Here is a 16771-nt window from a genome sequence, read left to right as displayed (position 1 = left end):
CTCGGCGGGGTCCGTCCGCCGCTCACTCGAACGGGCGCGCGGGCCAGGGTGCGTCGGCAGGCCGCAGGCCGTCCAGGCCCGCCGTGCCGAAGACCCCGCCGTCCAGCGCCGCCTTCGCCGCCAGCACCGACGACACCAGCGCGCCGTTGTGCAGCGAGCCGGTCAGCACCAGGCGCACCAGTTCGTCCAGGTCCACCCGGTCGACCTGCAGGTCCAGCTCCTCGTGCTCGGCCTCGAAGCGCTCCCCGTCGGCCTCGGCCAGGCCCTGTGCCACGAACACCCGGATCGCCTCGGAGGAGCCGCCGGGCGTGGGGTAGAGGTCCACCAGCACCCGCCAGTGCTCCGCCTTGGCGTGGGCCTCCTCGTAGAGCTCGCGCTGCGCGGCGTGCAGCGGGTTCTCCCCCGGCACGTCCAGCAGGCCGGCCGGCAGCTCCCAGAGCCGCTGGCGCACCGGGTGCCGGTACTGCCGCACCAGCAGCGCCCGGCGCTGCTCGTCCAGCGCGAGCACCCCCACCGCGCCGGGGTGCTGCTGGTAGTCCCGCGCGGTGGCGACGCCGTCGGGCATCACCACATCATCCGTGCGGATGTCCCAGATCTTCCCCGCGAACGCCGTCCGCGAGGCCGTGACCGGCCACTCCTCCGCGACATCGACAATCGTCTGTGCCATCCCTGACCTCCACACGTTCGGGCAAACGGGAACAACAACAGGGGCGCGGGGAACTGCGCTGCCAACCATGCACCTCCGTAGAGGGTTGGCAGCGCGCGCAGTTGATCGAGCAGAGCCCCGCGCCCCTTGGGCGGTCAGTGGCTACTCGCCGTTCTGACGCTTCACTGCTGCCGCAATGAGCCCTGCAAACAGCGGGTGCGGACGCGTCGGGCGGGACTTCAGCTCCGGGTGGGCCTGGGTGGCCACCAGGTACGGGTGGACCTCGCGCGGGTACTCGACGTACTCGACCAGGTCACCCTTGGGGGAGAGCCCGGAGAACACCAGCCCGGTCTTCTCCAGCTCGCTGCGGTACGAGTTGTTGACCTCGTAGCGGTGCCGGTGCCGCTCGTCCACGTACTGCTCGCCGCCGTACACCTCGCGGACGATCGAGCCCTCGGCGAGCTTCGCCGGGTACAGGCCAAGACGCATCGTGCCGCCCAGGTCGCCCTTGCCGTCCACGATCTCCAGCTGCTCGGCCATGGTGGAGATCACCGGGTGGGCCGCCGCCGGGTCGAACTCGGTGGAGTTGGCCTCCGGCAGCCCCGCCAGGTTCCGCGCCGCCTCGATGACCACGCACTGCAGGCCCAGGCACAGCCCCAGCAGCGGGATCTTCTTCTCCCGGCCGTAGGTGATGGCCGCGACCTTGCCGTCCACACCCCGGTCGCCGAAGCCGCCCGGGATGCAGATCGCGTCGACGTCGCCGAGCTGCTCCTCGGCGCCGGCCGGGGTCTTGCAGTCGTCCGAGGTGACCCACTTGATCTCGACCTTGGCACGGTTGGCGAACCCGCCGGCCCGCAGCGCCTCGGTCACCGACAGGTAGGCGTCCGGCAGGTCGATGTACTTGCCGACCAGCGCGACCTTGACGGTGTGCTCGGGCTCGTGGACCCGGCGCAGCAGGTCGTCCCAGACGGTCCAGTCCACGTCGCGGAAGGCCAGGTCGAGGCGGCGCACCACGTAGGCGTCCAGGCCCTCGGAGTGGAGCACCTTGGGGATGTCGTAGATCGACTTGGCGTCGATCGCCGCGACCACGGCCTCCTCGTCGACGTCGCACATCAGGCTGATCTTGCGCTTGATGGACTGCGGCACCTCGCGGTCCGCGCGCAGCACGATCGCGTCCGGCTGGATGCCGATGTTGCGCAGCGCGGCGACCGAGTGCTGGGTGGGCTTGGTCTTCAGCTCGCCGGACGGGCCGATGTAGGGCAGCAGCGAGACATGGACGAAGAAGACGTTGTCCCGGCCGACCTCGTGCCGCACCTGGCGGATCGCCTCCAGGAACGGCAGCGACTCGATGTCACCGACGGTGCCCCCCACCTCGGTGATCACCACGTCGACGTCGTCGGAGGCCATCCGGCGGATCCGGGACTTGATCTCGTTGGTGATGTGCGGGATGACCTGGACGGTGTCGCCCAGGTACTCGCCGCGGCGCTCCTTGGCGATGACCGTCGAGTACACCTGGCCGGTGGTCACGTTCGCCGAACCGTGCAGGTTGGTGTCCAGGAACCGCTCGTAGTGACCGATGTCCAGGTCCGTCTCGGCGCCGTCGTCGGTCACGAAGACCTCGCCGTGCTGGAACGGGTTCATGGTGCCGGGGTCGACGTTGAGGTACGGGTCGAGCTTCTGCATGGTGACCCGAAGTCCGCGCGCCTTCAGCAGGGCCCCCAGGCTGGAGGCGGTCAGCCCCTTGCCGAGCGAGGAGGCGACGCCCCCGGTGACGAAGAGGTGCTTGGTCGTCGTACTGCTCCGGTGGGTGCTGCCACTGTGACGATCAGAGGCGTGGGGCTGTGCCAAGAGGGGGCTCCCGTGGTTGCGTTTTCGAGTCGTCTTCAACGTCGGTGGCGGCCGGACCCGTCCCCCCGCAGTCGGGTCGGGGGTGGGTTGGCGGCGGTGCCTAGCACCAGTCCACGGGGTACCAGGGTATCAGCGACCCGACCCGCGCGTCCCCGCTCACCCGTCCGGCGGCGCGCCGCGATCAGGCTGTTCACGTCCACCGGCGTCGGCGTCGTATCCTGCACGGACGCGTTCCTCACCAGGAACCACACCGACGTCACCGCGGGCGCGCCCCCTGACGGACCGACCCCGACGGATCCGCGGCCGCCCCCCGGGCACCCGTTCCCGGACCATCCCCCCGGACCCGAAACCCCGCGAAACCCCCCAGCCCCTCCGTACTCCCCGCACCGGCGCTGCCGTGTCCCTTGCGAACTGGAGATCCACGTGGCCGCCCGCATCGAGGACTACGCACTCATCGGCGACATGCAGACCGCCGCCCTGGTCAGCAGGGACGGGGCGATCGACTGGCTGTGCCTGCCCCGGTTCGACTCCCCGGCGGTCTTCGCCGGGCTGCTCGGCAACGACGAGCACGGCTTCTGGCGGATCGGCCCGGCCGAACCGCTGGGGGCCGGTCAGGGCGCCGCCGCCAAGGGCCTGCCTGACTTCGTCGAATCGGGTGAGATCCGGATACTGCCGCCCACCGCCGCGGCCCCGGCCGCCCCGGCCACCCGGCGCCGCTACCGCGGCGACTCGCTGGTGCTGGAGCAGGAGTGGGAGACCTCCCGCGGCACGGTCCGGGTGATCGACTTCATGCCGCCGCGCGGGCTGCCCGAGCGCGGCGCGGTCCCGCAGATCATCCGCATCGTCGAGGGCGTCAGCGGGCGGGTCCGGATGCGGTCCGCGCTGCGGATGCGCTTCTCCTACGGACGCGTGGTGCCCTGGGTGCACAAGGTCGAGGTCGGCGACACCATCCGCACTGCCGCCGTCGCCGGGCCCGACTCGGTCTGGCTCGACGGCGAGGCCGAGACCTACGGCCGCAACCTCACCACGTACGCCGACTTCACCGTCGCGGCCGGCCAGCGCATCGCCTTCGCGCTCACCTGGCAGCCCTCGCACCTGGGCCCGCCGGACCAGCCGGACGCCGAGGAGGCACTGGCCACCACCGAGGAGTTCTGGCAGGACTGGGCCTCCCAGTGCACCTACCAGGGCCCCTACCGGGAGGCCGTGGTCCGTTCGCTGATCACCCTCAAAGCCCTCACCTACGCCCCCACCGGCGGCATCGTGGCCGCCCCCACCACCTCGCTGCCCGAGGACGTCGGCGGCGTGCGCAACTGGGACTACCGCTTCACCTGGCTGCGCGACGCGGCGATCACCCTCTCCTCGCTGCTGCGCACCGGCTACCGCGACGAGGCCCGCGCCTGGCGCGAGTGGCTGCTCCGCGCAGTGGCCGGCGACCCGGAGAACCTGCAGATCATGTACGGGATCGCGGGCGAGCGGGAGCTGACCGAGGCCACCCTGGACTGGCTCCCCGGCTACGAGGGCTCCACCCCGGTCCGGATCGGCAACGGCGCCGCCGACCAGCTCCAGCTGGACGTCTACGGCGAGGTGGTCGAGGCGCTGCACCTGGCCCACATGACCGGACTGGCCCGCAACGACCACGCCCACCTGCTGCAGCTGCGCCTGATCAGCTACCTGGAGCAGCACTGGCGCGAGCCCGACGAGGGCATCTGGGAGGTGCGCGGCCCGCGCCGGCACTTCGTGCACTCCAAGGTGATGGCCTGGGTCGCGGTGGACCGCACCATCCGCATGATCGAGGAGACCCCGCACGAGGGCCCGCTGGAGCGCTGGCGCGAGCTGCGCGACGCGATCCACGAGGACGTCTGCCAGAACGGCTACGACCAGGAACGCAACACCTTCACCCAGTCCTACGGCTCCAAGGAGCTGGACGCCGCGCTGCTGCTGATCCCCCAGGTGGGTTTCCTGCCGCCGGACGACAAGCGGGTGATCGGCACCATCGAGGCCATCCAGCGCGAGCTGCTGACCCCCGACGGCTTCGTGCTCCGCTACCCCACCAGCGGGCTTGAGGAGGGCGTGGACGGGCTGCCCGGCGACGAGGGCGCGTTCCTGGCCTGCTCGTTCTGGCTGGCCGACGACCTGGCGATGATCGGCCGGGTGTCCGAGGCCCGGGACCTGTTCGAGCGGCTGCTGGCGATCCGCAACGACGTCGGCCTGCTCGCGGAGGAGTGGGACCCGCGGCTGCAGCGCCAGGTCGGCAACTTCCCGCAGGCCTTCAGCCACGTCCCGCTGATCGACACCGCCCTGCGGCTGAACGCCTGCGGCGGGCTGCCGGAGATGTAGCGCCCCCGGGCGGGCCGCCCGGCCCGGTGCGGCCCCGCGCCGGCGGGCGTCGGCCCGGGGACCTCAGCCGGTGGAGGTGAGTTCGTCGTAGACGCTGAGCACCAGCGCGACGGTGGCCGCCTCGTCCGGCCAGGTCGCGGCCTGGACCGGGCCCGCCAGGGCGAGTTCGGCGCGGCGCGGGGCGTCCGCGAGCAGCGCGGAGACCGCGGCGGCCAGCGCCGTCGGGTCCGACGGCGGGACCAGCACCGCGGCGTCGCCCACGAGTTCGGGCAGGCCGCCGACCGAGGTCGCCACCAGCGGCACCCCGGCCCGCAACGCCTCCTGGGCGACCAGGGACCGGGCCTCCCAGCGCGAGGGGATCACCACCAGGTCGGCGGCGTCCAGGAGTTCGGGGATGTCGGAGCGATGGCCCAGCAGCCGCGCCCGCAGCTTCTCGGACTTGATCCGGGAGCGCAGCGCCTTGTGCTCCGGACCCTCACCCGCGATCAGCAGCAGCGGTTCCTCTCCGCCGCGCCAGCCGGAGGCCGCGTCCAGCAGCAGGTGGAAGTTCTTCTGCGGGACCAGCCGGCCCACGGCCAGCACGATCGGGCGGTCGTGCCGCTCCTTCGGGCCGAGCAGGGCCCGCCGGGTCCGCTCGCGGTCGGCTCCCGGGGCCGGTTCGGGCAGCGGCGGGGCCGCCACCGGGCCGAGCCTGGCGTCCGCCGCGCCCAGGTCGCGGGCCCGGCTGACCAGGTCCGAGGAGGCGCCGAGCAGCAGGTCCGCCGCGCGCGCCACCCGGCGTTCCATCAGCCGCAGCAGCCGCCGCTCCACCCCGGTCGCCAGGTTGGCGTGGTGCGAGGTCACCACCAGCGGGGTGCCGGCCCGCGCGGTGCGCAGCGCCAGATCGGACAGCAGCGCGGCCCGCAGCCCGTGCGCGTGCACCAGCGAGGCGCGGGCGAAGGCCCGGCGCAGCTCGCCGACCGCCGCCGCGTCGGTGCGCGGTCCCGGGGAGGGGGTGATCTCGACCGGGTGGAAGCGGGCGCCGGTCGCCGAGAAGCCGTACAGCTGGTCCGTCTCGGCCGGACCGCAGACGGTGACCTCCAGGCCGTGCGCGGTCAGCCCCTGGGCCAGCGAGCGGACGTGCGTGCCGATGCCGCCCGAGCTGCCGGCCAGCACCAGGACGGCGTGCAGCTGGCCGGTGGGGGCCGTCGCGGCGGCGGCGCTGTGCTCCACGGTCTGCGTCGTCTCCCTCTCGATCCGCCCCGGGCGGTCCGGGCGGCTCCACGATGCCAGCTCAGGCGGGGTCTTGGACAGTCGGCCCGGTGCGGGTCCGGAACCGGCTGTCCCCGGCTCACCCGTTCGGAGGAACGCCGTGGGTACGGGCGGCGGCCAGCAGTTCCTCGGCGTGGGCGCGGCCCAGCTCGGAGTCCTCCAGCCCGGCCAGCATCCGGGACAGCTCGCGGACCCGTTCGGCGTCGTTGAGCGTGGTGACGCCGCTGCGGGTGACCGTGCCGTCGACGGTCTTCTCCACCACCAGGTGCCGGTCCGCGAACGCGGCCACCTGCGGCAGGTGGGTGACCACCACGACCTGCGAGGTACGGGCCAGCCGGGCCAGCCGGCGGCCGACCTCGACCGCCGCCTTGCCGCCGACGCCGGCGTCGACCTCGTCGAACAGGTAGGTGGGGACCGGGTCCACACCCGCGAACACCACCTCCACCGCCAGCATCACCCGCGACAGCTCGCCACCGGACGCGCCCTTGGCGATCGGACGCGGCGGCGCGCCCGGGTGCGGGGCCAGCAGCACCTCGACCTCGTCCGCGCCGTAGGGGCCGAACTCGGGGGTGGCGGTGATGCCGAAGCTGACCCGCGCGTGCGGCATGGCCAGCTCGGTCAGCTCGGCGGTGACGGCCTCGGCGAACTTCTCCGCGGCGTCGTAGCGCGCGGCGGTGAGCTGGGCGGCCAGCGCGGACACCGCTTCCGTCAGCGACTCCTGCTCCGATTCGAGAGCACTGATCCGGTCGTCGTCCCCGTCCAGCTCCAGCAGCCGTACCGAGGCGGTCTCCGCCCAGGCCAGCACCTGCGCGAGGCCGCCGTCCGCGCTCCCGGCAGCGCCGGCAGCGCTGTTTGCATACTTGCGGACCAGGTGCGCCAGCACCGCGCGGCGCTCCTCGACGGCCGCGAGCCGGGCCGGGTCGGCGTCCAGGTCGTCCGCGTAGCCGGCCAGGTCCTGGGCGATGTCGGAGAGCAGGTAGCCCACCTCGCCGAGCCGGTCCGCGAGCGCGGCCAGCCGGGGGTCGTGGCCGCGCACGGACTCCAGCGCGCGCCGCGACTGCGCCAGCAGCGTCCCGGCGTCCACCGCGTCCGGCTCGGACGGCTCGCCGGCCAGTGCGGCGTGCGCCTGGGTGGCGGCGGAGGACAGCGCGTCGGCGTGCCCCAGCCGCTCGGACTCGGCGGCCAGCTGCACGTCCTCGTCGGCGAGCGGCTCGGCCGCGGCGACCTCGTCCAGGCCGAAGCGCAGCAGGTCGGCCTCCTGCGCCCGTTCCCTGGCCCGGGTGGTCAGCTCGTCCAGCAGCGCGCTGACCTCGCGCAGCCGGCGGTAGGCGGTCTGGTACTCGCCCAGCGGCACCGACACGGTGTCCCCGGCGTAGCGGTCCAGGGCGCCGCGCTGGCGGGCCGGCTGCAGCAGCCGCTGCTGGTCGGTCTGCCCGTGTACGGCGATCAGGTCCTCGCCCAGCGTCGCCAGCAGGCTCACCGGGACCGAACGGCCGCCGACGTGCGCCCGCGACCGGCCCTCGGCCGAGACGGTGCGGCTGATCAGCAGCGTGCCCTCGTCCAGCTCGGCGCCCGCCTCGATGGCCCGCAGCGCGGCCGGGGAGTCCGCGGCGAGCGCCACCCGGCCCTCCACCACCGCCCGCTCGGCGCCGTTGCGGACCAGGCCGGGATCGGCCCGGCCGCCGCACAGCAGACCCAGGCTGGTCACCACCATGGTCTTGCCCGCGCCGGTCTCGCCGGTCACGACGGTGAAGCCCGGGGACAGCTCGACGACGGCGTCCTCGATCACTCCCAGGGCGCGTATCCGCATCTCCTCCAGGCGGGGGCGCGGCGTACTGTCGAGCCCAGTGCTGTCGACCTGCACCTGGTCCTCTCGGTGAGTGCTCACTGGCCCCTCTGGGGAGAATTCCGGGGAGCTGAGGGCTCCCGCCTGTCCGGCATCAGGACTGAGCGTAGTGGTCGAACGCGGGGCACGGCCAAGCCGCACCGCTCCCGGGCGCTCCGCGCCCCAGCGGAACCGCGTCGCTCCACCCCACCGACCAGCAGTTCACACACTCCCGCGCAACAGTTCGCCGCCGCACCACCGACCAGTTCAGACACCGCCACGCCGCCCAGCGGTTCGGGCACCGCCGCACCGCCCAACGGTTCAGGCATCGCCACGCCGCTCAGCGGTTCGGGCCCCGCCGCACCGCCCGGCTCTGCCCGGCGCAGCCGCTCAGCGGTTCGCGGCGCCGCGCCAGCCGGTGACCGGGAGTGCGAACTTGGCCACCAGCCGGTCGGTGAACGGCGCCCGGTGCAGCCGGGCCAGCCGTACCGGCGTGCGCCCACGACGCACCTCCACCCGTGCCCCGGGCGGCAGTTCGACCGTCCGGCGGCCGTCGCACCAGAGCACCCCGTGCGGGGTCTTCTGCTGCACCTCGACCGCGAGCACCGAGTCCGGCGAGGTCACCAGCGGCTTGGCGAAGAGCGCGTGGGCACTGATCGGCACCATCAGCAGCGCCTCCACCTCCGGCCAGACCACCGGCCCGCCGGCCGAGAACGCGTACGCCGTCGACCCGGTCGGTGTGGCGCAGACCACCCCGTCGCAGCCGAAGGTGGACACCGGGCGCCCGTCGACCTCGGTCACCACCTCGATCATGCGCTCGCGGGACGCCTTCTCCACCGAGGCCTCGTTCAGCGCCCAGTCCTGGTGCACGATCTTCCCGTCGGTGCGCACCAGCACGTCCAGGGTCATCCGCTCCTCGACCGCGTAGTCGCTGGCCACCACGCGCTCGACGACCTTCTGCAGGTCGTCGCGCTCCGCCTCGGCCAGGAAGCCCACCCGGCCCAGGTTGACCCCGAGCATCGGCACTCCCGACGCCCGGGACAGCTCCGCGCCGCGCAGCAGGGTGCCGTCGCCGCCCAGAACCATGATCAGCTCACAGCCCTCGACCGCCCCAGGCCCGGTCGGCACTGCTTCCACACCGGCGGGGAAGCCCATGTCCGGGGCCTCGGCCGCGAGCACGCGCACCCGGATCCCCGCCTTCAACAGCCCTTCGACCAGGCACTCGACGCTCTGCAACGCCTCCTCGCGACCGGTGTGCGCGAGCAGGAAGACCGTACGGTCAGTCATCTGATCCTCCAGCGCGTGCCAGGACGACCTCGGCCGGGCCGCGCCTCCCCCTCGGGTTTGTCATGAAGAACCTCGACCCTACCTGCTGGCCGCCGCCGCGTACCGCTACTGCGGGCCCTCCGCGACGGCACGCTGCGCCTCGGCCGGATCCAGCGGCTCGGCGCCGCGCCGGAACCACAGGAAGTACTCGACGTTCCCGGACGGCCCCGGCAGCGGACTCGCGGTCACCCCGCGCACGCCCAGTCCCACGGCAGCCCCCTGCCCGGCCACCTTCTCGATCATCTCCCGGCGCAGCTGCGGGCTGCGCACCACGCCGCCGCTGCCGAGCCGCTCCTTGCCGACCTCGAACTGCGGCTTGACCATCAGCACCAGGTCGCCGTCCGGAGCGGTGCAGGCGGCGAGCGCGGGCAGCACCAGGCCCAGCGGGATGAACGACAGGTCGCTCACCACCAGGTCCACCGGCACCCCGCCGATCTGCTCCACCGTCAGCTCGCGCACGTTGGTCCGGTCCATCACCGTCACCCGGTCGTCGCTCTGCAGCGACCAGGCGAGCTGGCCGTAGCCGACATCCACCGCCAGCACCTCGCGGACCCCGGCGCGCAGCAGCACGTCGGTAAACCCGCCGGTGGACGCCCCCGCGTCCAGGCAGCGCCGCCCCTCCACCGCCAGGCCGGCCGGGACGAACGCGGCAAGCGCGCCGGCCAGCTTGTGGCCGCCCCGGGACACGTAGTCGGGGTCGTTCTCGTCCTTCGCGACCACGACGGCCGCGGAGGTCTCCACCTGCGTAGCGGGCTTCGTCGCGGTCGCGCCGCCCACGCTCACCCGCCCCGCGGCGATGAGCTCGCTGGCGTGCTCCCGCGAACGGGCCAGGTTGCGACGGACCAACTCGGCGTCAAGACGCCGTCGTGCGACTGCCACGTGCGGTTCAGCTCCTGCGATTCGGGTCGTACGGACGGTGGTTGGGTTGCGGGGCGGGCTGCGGCGTGGGCCGCGGGCCGCCCGGGCCGGGCTCGTCCAGCGCGGACAACGTGGTGCGGAGGGCCTCGTGCACGCCCTCGAACACCCCGGCGTGAGCGTCGACCGGCACGCCCTCCAGCTCGGCGAGGGCCGCGAGCGCGGCGTCCACCCGCGCATGCCCCGTCTCCACCGGCGCCGGAGGCTGCACAGCCTCGGGCACCGCCCCGGACTCACTCATCGCCGACCCCGCCCGATGCGAGCCCACCGGCCGCCGGAGCCTGCGTCTCCGGCACCGCCGCCTTCCTGGCGGGGGCCTTCCTGGCGGGGGCCTTCTTCGCCGGGGCCTCCTCGACGGTGGCCTTCTTCGCGGCAGGGGCCTCCTTTGCGGCGGCGGGCTTGGCTGTGGCCTTCCGCGCGGTGGCGGGTTGCGCTGTGGCGGGCTTGGCCGTGGCCTTCCGCGCGGTGGCGGGCTTCGCGGCGGCGGGCTTGGCTGTGGCCTTCCGCGCGGTGGCGGGTTGCGCTGTGGCGGGCTTGGCCGTGGCCTTCCGCGCGGTGGCGGGCTTCGCGGCGGCGGGCTTGGCCGTGGCCTTCCGCGCGGTGGCGGGCTTCGCGGGAGCCGTCGTCGGCGACGCGGCCTCGCCGGTCGACGTCGGCGTGGCGGCATTCCGGACCGTCGCCTTCTTCGCGGCCGTCTTCTTGGCTATGACCTGCTCAGCGGCGGACGCCTCGACTGCCGTAGCCTTCTTCGTCACGGCGGTCTTCCTCGCCGTAGTCGTCTGCTTCACCGCGGTGGGCTTCTTCACCGCCGTGGTGGCTTTTGCCGCGCTGGCCTTCCTGGTCACCGGAGCTGGGGCAGGGGCCTCGGTGGCCACTGCGTCCTCGGTGGCGGGCGCGGGCTTCGCGTGCGGGCGCGCCACAGTGTGGGCGTCCGCCGCGACCGCGGCCCTGGCCGCGCCGGGCTTGGGCTCGTGCCCGTCACCGGCCGCGGCGGCACGGCGCTCCGCCGCCTTCTTCATCCCGGGCACCGCCGCACGCCGCCGCGCGGCCGCGCTGGTCTCGTCGGTGTCCTCGTCCACGACGACCCGCACCGGGCGGGGCCCGGCCGACGTACGGCGCCGGGGGGACGGGAACGCCTGCTCGGCACGGGCGGACGGCTGCTCGCGCTCCGCCGCAGGGGCGGGGGCAGCCGGGGCGGAGTCGCCGCCGCCCTGCAACTGCCGCACCTGCTGTTCGAGGAACTCCAGCACCACGCCGACCTGCACCACACCGTCGCCCAGCCTGCCCCAGGCCCGGTCCGCCTCCGCGCGCACCGCACCGGCGACCACCTGGACCGGCACGGGCACCTTCGCGGCCAACTCGTCCGGGTCCAGCCCGGCCAGCTCCAGCAGCTCGCGGGCGGCGCCCTCGGCCCGGCGCCGGGCCTCCCCCACCGCCCCGGCGCCCACCTGCGCCGCGATCCTGAGCGTGTCCCGCAGCGTGTCGAGCATCCGGCTTCTCCCTCTTCCGTACGACCGTCCGTACTGTCCCCGTGCTGTTGCCCGTACCGTCCGTCACATCGGCGTCCCAGGACGACGCTACCGCTTCACCGTGCCCGGTCGCGCATCAGCGCCGCTGCGGTAGCGTCGCAGCTACCAGCCGACCCGTCCCCCAGCGTCAGGAGCACACCGCACCATGGCCACCCCCGCCGAGTGCCGCGCGGCACTGGAACAGCTCAGCGAGAACCTCGGCAAGGCCAACGGGGACATCCGCAGCGCGGCCGCCATGGACCGCTCGCTCACCTGCTGGATCACCGACCTGGACCTGACCTTCAGCGGACGCCTGCGCGGCGGCCACATCACCGAGGTCACCGAGGCCCCCGGCCGTCCCGCCGAGCGGGCGCAGATCCGGCTCGCGATGTCCGGTGACGACCTGGTGGCCCTGGTCGGCGGACGGCTGAACTTCGCCTCCGCGTGGGCCACCGGCCGGGTCAAGCTGGAGGCGGGCATCCGCGACCTGCTCCAGCTCCGCACCCTGCTCTGACCCACCCGCCGGCACCCGCGGGCACCCGCCGGCACCGCCGCACAGCGCCCCGCCCTGCCCGGGCTCAGGCGAGGCCCAGCTCGGCGAGCGCCTCGCGCCACTTGGGCGTCGCACCGTCCGCCGCGTCCGCCGCCGCCCAGGCCGTCGCGCACAGCGCCCGCAGGCCGTCGTAGGGGTCCTCGCCGCGCTTCGCGTCGATGCGCAGCGCACCGTCCCGGACGGTCACCGTCCAGCCGCCGCAGCTGTGCGAACCGTCCGCACCAGCCAACAGCTCCGGCTGCACCCGCAGCAGTCCGCGCAGGTCGGCGGCCACATAGGTCGGCCGGAACCGGGCCGGCGCCTCGGGCAGCTCCTCGGGACGGCTCACCCCGGTGAAGACCAGCAGGCTGTCCACGCCGCCGTTGAAGGCGCCCTCGATGTCGGTGTCCAGCCGGTCGCCGACCACCAGCGGCCGCCGCGCGCCGGTCCGCAGCACCGTCTCCCGGTGCATCGGCGGCAGCGGCTTGCCCGCGACCTCCGGCTCCACCCCGGTCGCCGTCCGCACCGCCGCGACCAGCGTCCCGTTGCCCGGCGCCGTGCCCCGCGCGGTGGGGATGGTCAGGTCGGTGTTCGAGGCCACCCACGGCAGCCCGCGCGCCACCGCGTAGGAGGCCTCCGCGAGTTGCTGCCACCCCACCGTCGGGTCGTAACCCTGGACCACGGCGGCGGGGTCGTCGTCCAGCGAACGCACCGGGCGCAGTCCGCGCTCACGGACCGCCTCCATCAGCCCCTCTCCGCCGATGACCAGCACCGCCGCGCCCTCGGGCACCTTCCCGGCCACTAGCCGCGCCGCCGCCTGGGCCGAGGTGATCACGTCACCGGGCTCGGCGGCGACACCCAGCTCGGTCAGGTGCGCCGCCACCGTCTGCGGCGTGCGCGAGGCGTTGTTGGTCACATACGCCAGCCGCATCCCGCCCGCCCGCGCCTGCTCCAGCGACTCCACCGCGTGGTCGATCGCCCGCGGCCCGGCATAGACCACGCCGTCCAGGTCGAGCAGGGCCGTGTCATAGATCCGGTAGAGCGGCTGCTCGGGAAGCTCAGGCATCGCACACATCTTCCTAGTGGTCCGGGTCGTTCCTCTGGTCCTGCTCAGCCCCGACCGTACCGAACCCGCCGGCCCGGGCCTTCAGGGTGGCCCGGGTCTGCCGCAGGGCCGCCCGGTAGTGCTCCGAGCCCGGACGCATCGCCACCGCCAGGGCGAGATGCTCCGCCGAGGTCTCGAAGTCCCGCAGCCGCGCCGCCGCCAGGCCCCAGCCGAACTGCGCGTAGTCGTCCGAGGGATCGGCCAGCGCCACCGCCCGGAAGTTCTCCAGCGCGGCGGCGTAGGAACCCGCGTCGAACTGTGCTCTGGCCAGCATCTCCCGGATCGCTCTCGACTCCGGTTCGGCCGCCGCCGCACGGGCCAGCAACTGCTCCGCGGCGCCCGGATGCCCGGCCGCCAGCAGTTCCCCACCACGGCGGAACCAGTCGTAGACCTCCCCGGCCGGAGTGCCCTCGTCGCTCCGTGTCCGCTCCCTCATCTCCGCCCCAATCCACCGAAGTCCCCCTGCGGTATGCATTCCCGATCATGCCAACAGGGCATACCCGGTTAACATGCCCAGGGTGAGAGCAGTCAGTGCAGACGACTCAGCTGATTTTCGGTACGGCGACGCGGGGCGCGTGGCCGCCGCCGGCCTTTCCCTTGCCCCGTTCCGGGGCCTCCGCTATGACCCGGAGCGGGTGAGCTCGCTCGCGGCCGTGACCTCGCCGCCGTACGACGTGGTCGATGCGGACGGCCGGCTGCGGCTGGAGACCGGCGACCCGCACAACGTGGTGCGCCTGATCCTGCCCCGTCCCACGCCCACCGCCGAGAGCGGCTACCGCAGGGCCGCGCGCCTGCTGGCCGACTGGCAGCGCAACGGCGTGCTCGCCGCCGACCCGTCCGCCGCGCTCTACGTCTACGAGCAGCAGTCACCACCCGACCAGGGCGGCACCCTGCAGCGCGGACTGATCGGCGCCCTCGCCGTCAGCGACGCCAAGGCCGGCGTGGTCCTGCCGCACGAGGACGTGATGCCCCGCCCGGTCGCCGACCGGGTCGGCCTGATGCGGACCACCAAGGCCAACCTGGAACCGCTGCTGCTCACCTACCGGGGCGACGGCGGCGCGGCGGGCGTCATCGAACGCGCCGCGCTCACCACCCCGCTACTCACCACGACCACCAGCGACGGCACCACCCATCGGCTGTGGTCCGTCACCGACCCGGCCGAGCTCGCCGCGATCAGCGCCGACCTGGCCACCTGCCGCGCGCTCATCGCCGACGGGCACCACCGCTGGGCAATGTACCTGCGGCTCCAGCGCGAACACCGCTACCTGGCCCACAGCCCCTGGGACCGGGGCATGGTGCTGCTGGTGGACACCGCCCGCTACCCGCTGCGGGTCCGCGCCATCCATCGCGTGCTGCACCAGCTCCCGGTCGCCAAGGCACTCTCGGCACTCGGCCACGCCTGGGAGGTGACGCCCCTGCACGGTGACCAGGACGACGCGCTGCACGCGCTGGCGGATGCCAAGGCACGCGGCGAGAACGCCTTCGTCCTCGCCGGCGACGGCCAGTTCCGGCTGCTCACCGGCCCGGACAAGACCACCCTGGACGCCGCCGTCCCGGTCGACCGCCCCGACGAGTACCGGCGCCTCGACGCGACCGTGCTGCACTCCGTCCTCTTCGACGAGGTCTGGCACATCCCCGACTCCCCCGAGCACATCGGCTACCTGCACGACACCTCGGCCGCGGTACGCGAGGCGGAACGCTGCGACGGCACAGCGGTACTGCTGCACCCGGTCGAGGAGGGCGTCGTCCGCAGGCTCGCGGAACAGGGCGTGACCATGCCCCGCAAGTCCACCTCCTTCGGCCCCAAGCCGGCCACCGGTCTGGTCCTGCGCAGCCTGCTGCTGGGCTGAGCGCCGCTGCTGCCGACCACCGCGGCCTGCTGGGCCACGCCGGAAACGACTCTGCCCGCACCGGGGATCCCGGTGCGGGCAGAGTGGTCATGCGGTGGAGTCATCCGGTGGCCGGATCAGGTTTGCGGGTGCTGCTCCTGGTCGTCCGGACGCTCCAGGAACGGGCTCGCGGCAGAGGGGCCGTTCGAGGGGGCGGTGTAGCCCTCCTCCTCGTCCTCTTCGTCATCGTCGTCGTAGTAGTCCTCGCCGCCGCCGGCAGCGAACTCCTCGCCGTGCTGGTCCTCGACGTCGTCGTCGTCCTCGTCGTCGTCCTCGTCGTCGACGTGGCCGCTCTCGACATCCCGGACGTCCTCGTCCTCGTCGTCTTCGACCTCGATCTCCGGGTCCAGGGCGTCGACGAACTCGATCCCGTCGATCTCGGCCAGGCGCTCGGCGGCGTTGGTCGTCCCGTCATGGTCCGCCTCGGCGGCCTTGGCGAACCACTCCCGCGACTCGCCCTCACGACCGGCCGCGATCAGCGCGTCGGCGTAGGCGTAACGCAGTCGGGCGGTCCACGGCTGCACGGAGTTCGAGCCCAGCTCGGGGCACTCCAGCGTGACCACAGCGGCGTCGAACTGCTCCATGTCGCTGCGCGCGCCGGCCGCGACCAGACGCATCTCGATCTGCCCGGCCTTGTCCAGCTGCTTCACCTCGGGCGCCCCGGCCATCTCCAGCGCCCGCTCCGGCCGCCCGAGACCACGCTCGCAGTCGGCCATGACCGGCCACAGGTCCGCCGAACCGGTCATCCGGCGCGAGGCGCGGAACTCGGTCAGCGCCTCGGAGTAACGCTCCGTCACATACGAGGCGAAGCCGGCGGCCTCACGCACGGCCGCGACCCGCGACGCCAGACGCAGCGCCACCCGGGAGTAGGCGTAGGCCTCCTCCGGCTCGGTGTCGAGCAGACGCGCCACCATCACGAGGTTCTTGGCGACATCCTCGGCGAGCGTCTTCGGCAGGCTCATCAGCTCCTGCTTGACGTCAGCGTCGATCTCCTGACCGGTGACGTCCTCGTCGATCGGCAGCCGGCGAACCGGCTCAGCGCGACGCTCATCGCCACGGTCGTCCCGGCTGTAACCGCCGGAGGAGGGACGGTCGTCCCGGCGCGGACCACGGTCATCGCGGTTGAAGCCGCCACCGGAGGGGCGGTCGTCACGACGGAAGCCGCCACCGGAGGGGCGGTCGTCGCGGCGCGGGCCACGGTCATCGCGGTTGAAGCCGCCACCGGAGGGGCGGTCGTCACGACGGAACCCACCACCGGAGGAGGGACGGTCGTCCCGACGCGGCCCACGGTCGTCACGGTTGAACCCGCCACCCGAAGGGCGGTCGTCACGACGGAAACCGCCACCGGAGGAGGGACGGTCGTCACGACGCGGACCACGGTCGTCGCGGTTGAAGCCGCCGCCGGAGGGGCGGTCGTCACGGTTGAAGCTGCGCGGCCGGTCATCGCGGCTGTAACCACCACCGGACGGCCGGTCGTCACGACGGAAGCCGCCACCGGAGGGGCGGTCGTCGCGGCGCGGGCCACGGTCGTCACGGTTGAAACCACCACCCGAAGGGCGGTCGTCACGACGGAACCCACCACCGGAGGA

The 16771-nt window shown here is 73.6% G+C and carries 14 protein-coding genes; 3 read left to right on the top strand and 11 right to left on the bottom strand.

Features of this window, described 5'->3' with window-relative positions; all coding sequences use genetic code 11:
• Window positions 1-22: 22 nt before the first annotated feature.
• Together ABH925_RS31340 and ABH925_RS31335 are read right to left on the bottom strand one after the other, a co-directional pair.
• Window positions 23-667, bottom strand: coding sequence for an NUDIX domain-containing protein (locus tag ABH925_RS31340; protein WP_370153469.1), 645 nt, complete (start codon window positions 665-667; stop codon window positions 23-25).
• Between the two features lie 141 nt (window positions 668-808).
• Window positions 809-2494, bottom strand: a complete 1686-nt coding sequence (locus tag ABH925_RS31335; protein WP_370153467.1) for a CTP synthase — start codon at window positions 2492-2494, stop codon at window positions 809-811.
• Between the two features lie 423 nt (window positions 2495-2917).
• Here ABH925_RS31335 and ABH925_RS31330 point away from each other — a divergent pair, with 423 nt between their 5' ends.
• The gene (locus tag ABH925_RS31330) at window positions 2918-4831 is read left to right on the top strand and encodes a glycoside hydrolase family 15 protein (RefSeq protein WP_370153466.1); all 1914 of its coding nucleotides are present in this window, start codon (window positions 2918-2920) and stop codon (window positions 4829-4831) included.
• Between the two features lie 63 nt (window positions 4832-4894).
• Here ABH925_RS31330 and ABH925_RS31325 read toward each other — a convergent pair whose 3' ends face one another.
• The 6 genes from ABH925_RS31325 to ABH925_RS31300 form a co-directional block, all read right to left on the bottom strand.
• Complete coding sequence (locus tag ABH925_RS31325) at window positions 4895-6043, bottom strand: glycosyltransferase family 4 protein (protein WP_370153464.1); 1149 nt, start codon at window positions 6041-6043, stop codon at window positions 4895-4897.
• Window positions 6044-6161: 118 nt separating this feature from the next.
• Window positions 6162-7892 carry a DNA repair protein RecN gene (recN, locus tag ABH925_RS31320; RefSeq protein WP_370153532.1) on the bottom strand — a complete coding sequence of 577 codons (1731 nt, stop codon included), beginning with the start codon at window positions 7890-7892 and terminating at the stop codon, window positions 6162-6164.
• Window positions 7893-8297: 405 nt separating this feature from the next.
• Window positions 8298-9194, bottom strand: coding sequence for an NAD kinase (locus tag ABH925_RS31315; protein ID WP_370153462.1), 897 nt, complete (start codon window positions 9192-9194; stop codon window positions 8298-8300).
• A gap of 105 nt (window positions 9195-9299) precedes the next feature.
• Window positions 9300-10112, bottom strand: a complete 813-nt coding sequence (locus ABH925_RS31310) for a TlyA family RNA methyltransferase (RefSeq protein ID WP_370153460.1) — start codon at window positions 10110-10112, stop codon at window positions 9300-9302.
• A 7-nt stretch (window positions 10113-10119) separates the two neighbouring features.
• A complete protein-coding gene (locus ABH925_RS31305) occupies window positions 10120-10389 on the bottom strand; it encodes a hypothetical protein (RefSeq protein WP_370153459.1) in 270 nt (89 codons plus the stop codon).
• Window positions 10382-11638 carry a hypothetical protein gene (locus ABH925_RS31300; protein ID WP_370153458.1) on the bottom strand — a complete coding sequence of 419 codons (1257 nt, stop codon included), beginning with the start codon at window positions 11636-11638 and terminating at the stop codon, window positions 10382-10384. Before ABH925_RS31300 ends, ABH925_RS31305 begins: the two co-directional genes overlap by 8 nt.
• 184 nt (window positions 11639-11822) lie before the next feature.
• Between ABH925_RS31300 and ABH925_RS31295 the strand changes: the two genes are divergently transcribed.
• Window positions 11823-12170 carry a sterol-binding protein gene (locus ABH925_RS31295; protein WP_370153456.1) on the top strand — a complete coding sequence of 116 codons (348 nt, stop codon included), beginning with the start codon at window positions 11823-11825 and terminating at the stop codon, window positions 12168-12170.
• Window positions 12171-12234: 64 nt separating this feature from the next.
• On the opposite strand, the gene ABH925_RS31290 is transcribed toward ABH925_RS31295, so the two are convergent.
• Together ABH925_RS31290 and ABH925_RS31285 are read right to left on the bottom strand one after the other, a co-directional pair.
• Window positions 12235-13263: an HAD-IIA family hydrolase gene (locus tag ABH925_RS31290; RefSeq protein ID WP_370153455.1), complete on the bottom strand. Its 1029-nt coding sequence runs from the start codon at window positions 13261-13263 to the stop codon at window positions 12235-12237.
• Window positions 13264-13267: 4 nt separating this feature from the next.
• Window positions 13268-13729, bottom strand: a complete 462-nt coding sequence (locus tag ABH925_RS31285; RefSeq protein ID WP_370153454.1) for a tetratricopeptide repeat protein — start codon at window positions 13727-13729, stop codon at window positions 13268-13270.
• A gap of 73 nt (window positions 13730-13802) precedes the next feature.
• Here ABH925_RS31285 and ABH925_RS31280 point away from each other — a divergent pair, with 73 nt between their 5' ends.
• Entirely contained in the window at window positions 13803-15143 is a 1341-nt protein-coding gene (locus ABH925_RS31280; RefSeq protein WP_370153452.1) for a DUF1015 family protein, read from the top strand.
• A gap of 116 nt (window positions 15144-15259) precedes the next feature.
• On the opposite strand, the gene ABH925_RS31275 is transcribed toward ABH925_RS31280, so the two are convergent.
• Window positions 15260-16144: a hypothetical protein gene (locus ABH925_RS31275; RefSeq protein WP_370153530.1), complete on the bottom strand. Its 885-nt coding sequence runs from the start codon at window positions 16142-16144 to the stop codon at window positions 15260-15262.
• Window positions 16145-16771 lie beyond the last annotated feature (627 nt).

The organism is Streptacidiphilus sp. EB129 (assembly GCF_041262645.1).
GTDB lineage: Bacteria > Actinomycetota > Actinomycetes > Streptomycetales > Streptomycetaceae > Streptacidiphilus.
This window is presented reverse-complemented; position numbering and strand designations above follow the sequence as displayed.

Bases quoted from the DNA above. Each gene is read 5' to 3' on its own strand.
- ABH925_RS31340 (WP_370153469.1), bottom strand. From the start codon at position 667: ATGGCACAGACGATTGTCGATGTCGCGGAGGAGTGGCCGGTCACGGCC.
- recN (WP_370153532.1), bottom strand. From the start codon at position 7,892: ATGCGGATACGCGCCCTGGGAGTGATCGAGGACGCCGTCGTCGAGCTG.
- ABH925_RS31315 (WP_370153462.1), bottom strand. From the start codon at position 9,194: ATGACTGACCGTACGGTCTTCCTGCTCGCGCACACCGGTCGCGAGGAG.
- ABH925_RS31305 (WP_370153459.1), bottom strand. From the start codon at position 10,389: ATGAGTGAGTCCGGGGCGGTGCCCGAGGCTGTGCAGCCTCCGGCGCCG.
- ABH925_RS31300 (WP_370153458.1), bottom strand. From the start codon at position 11,638: ATGCTCGACACGCTGCGGGACACGCTCAGGATCGCGGCGCAGGTGGGC.
- ABH925_RS31295 (WP_370153456.1), top strand. From the start codon at position 11,823: ATGGCCACCCCCGCCGAGTGCCGCGCGGCACTGGAACAGCTCAGCGAG.
- ABH925_RS31290 (WP_370153455.1), bottom strand. From the start codon at position 13,263: ATGTGTGCGATGCCTGAGCTTCCCGAGCAGCCGCTCTACCGGATCTAT.
- ABH925_RS31285 (WP_370153454.1), bottom strand. From the start codon at position 13,729: ATGAGGGAGCGGACACGGAGCGACGAGGGCACTCCGGCCGGGGAGGTC.
- ABH925_RS31280 (WP_370153452.1), top strand. From the start codon at position 13,803: ATGCCCAGGGTGAGAGCAGTCAGTGCAGACGACTCAGCTGATTTTCGG.
- ABH925_RS31275 (WP_370153530.1), bottom strand. From the start codon at position 16,144: ATGAGCCTGCCGAAGACGCTCGCCGAGGATGTCGCCAAGAACCTCGTG.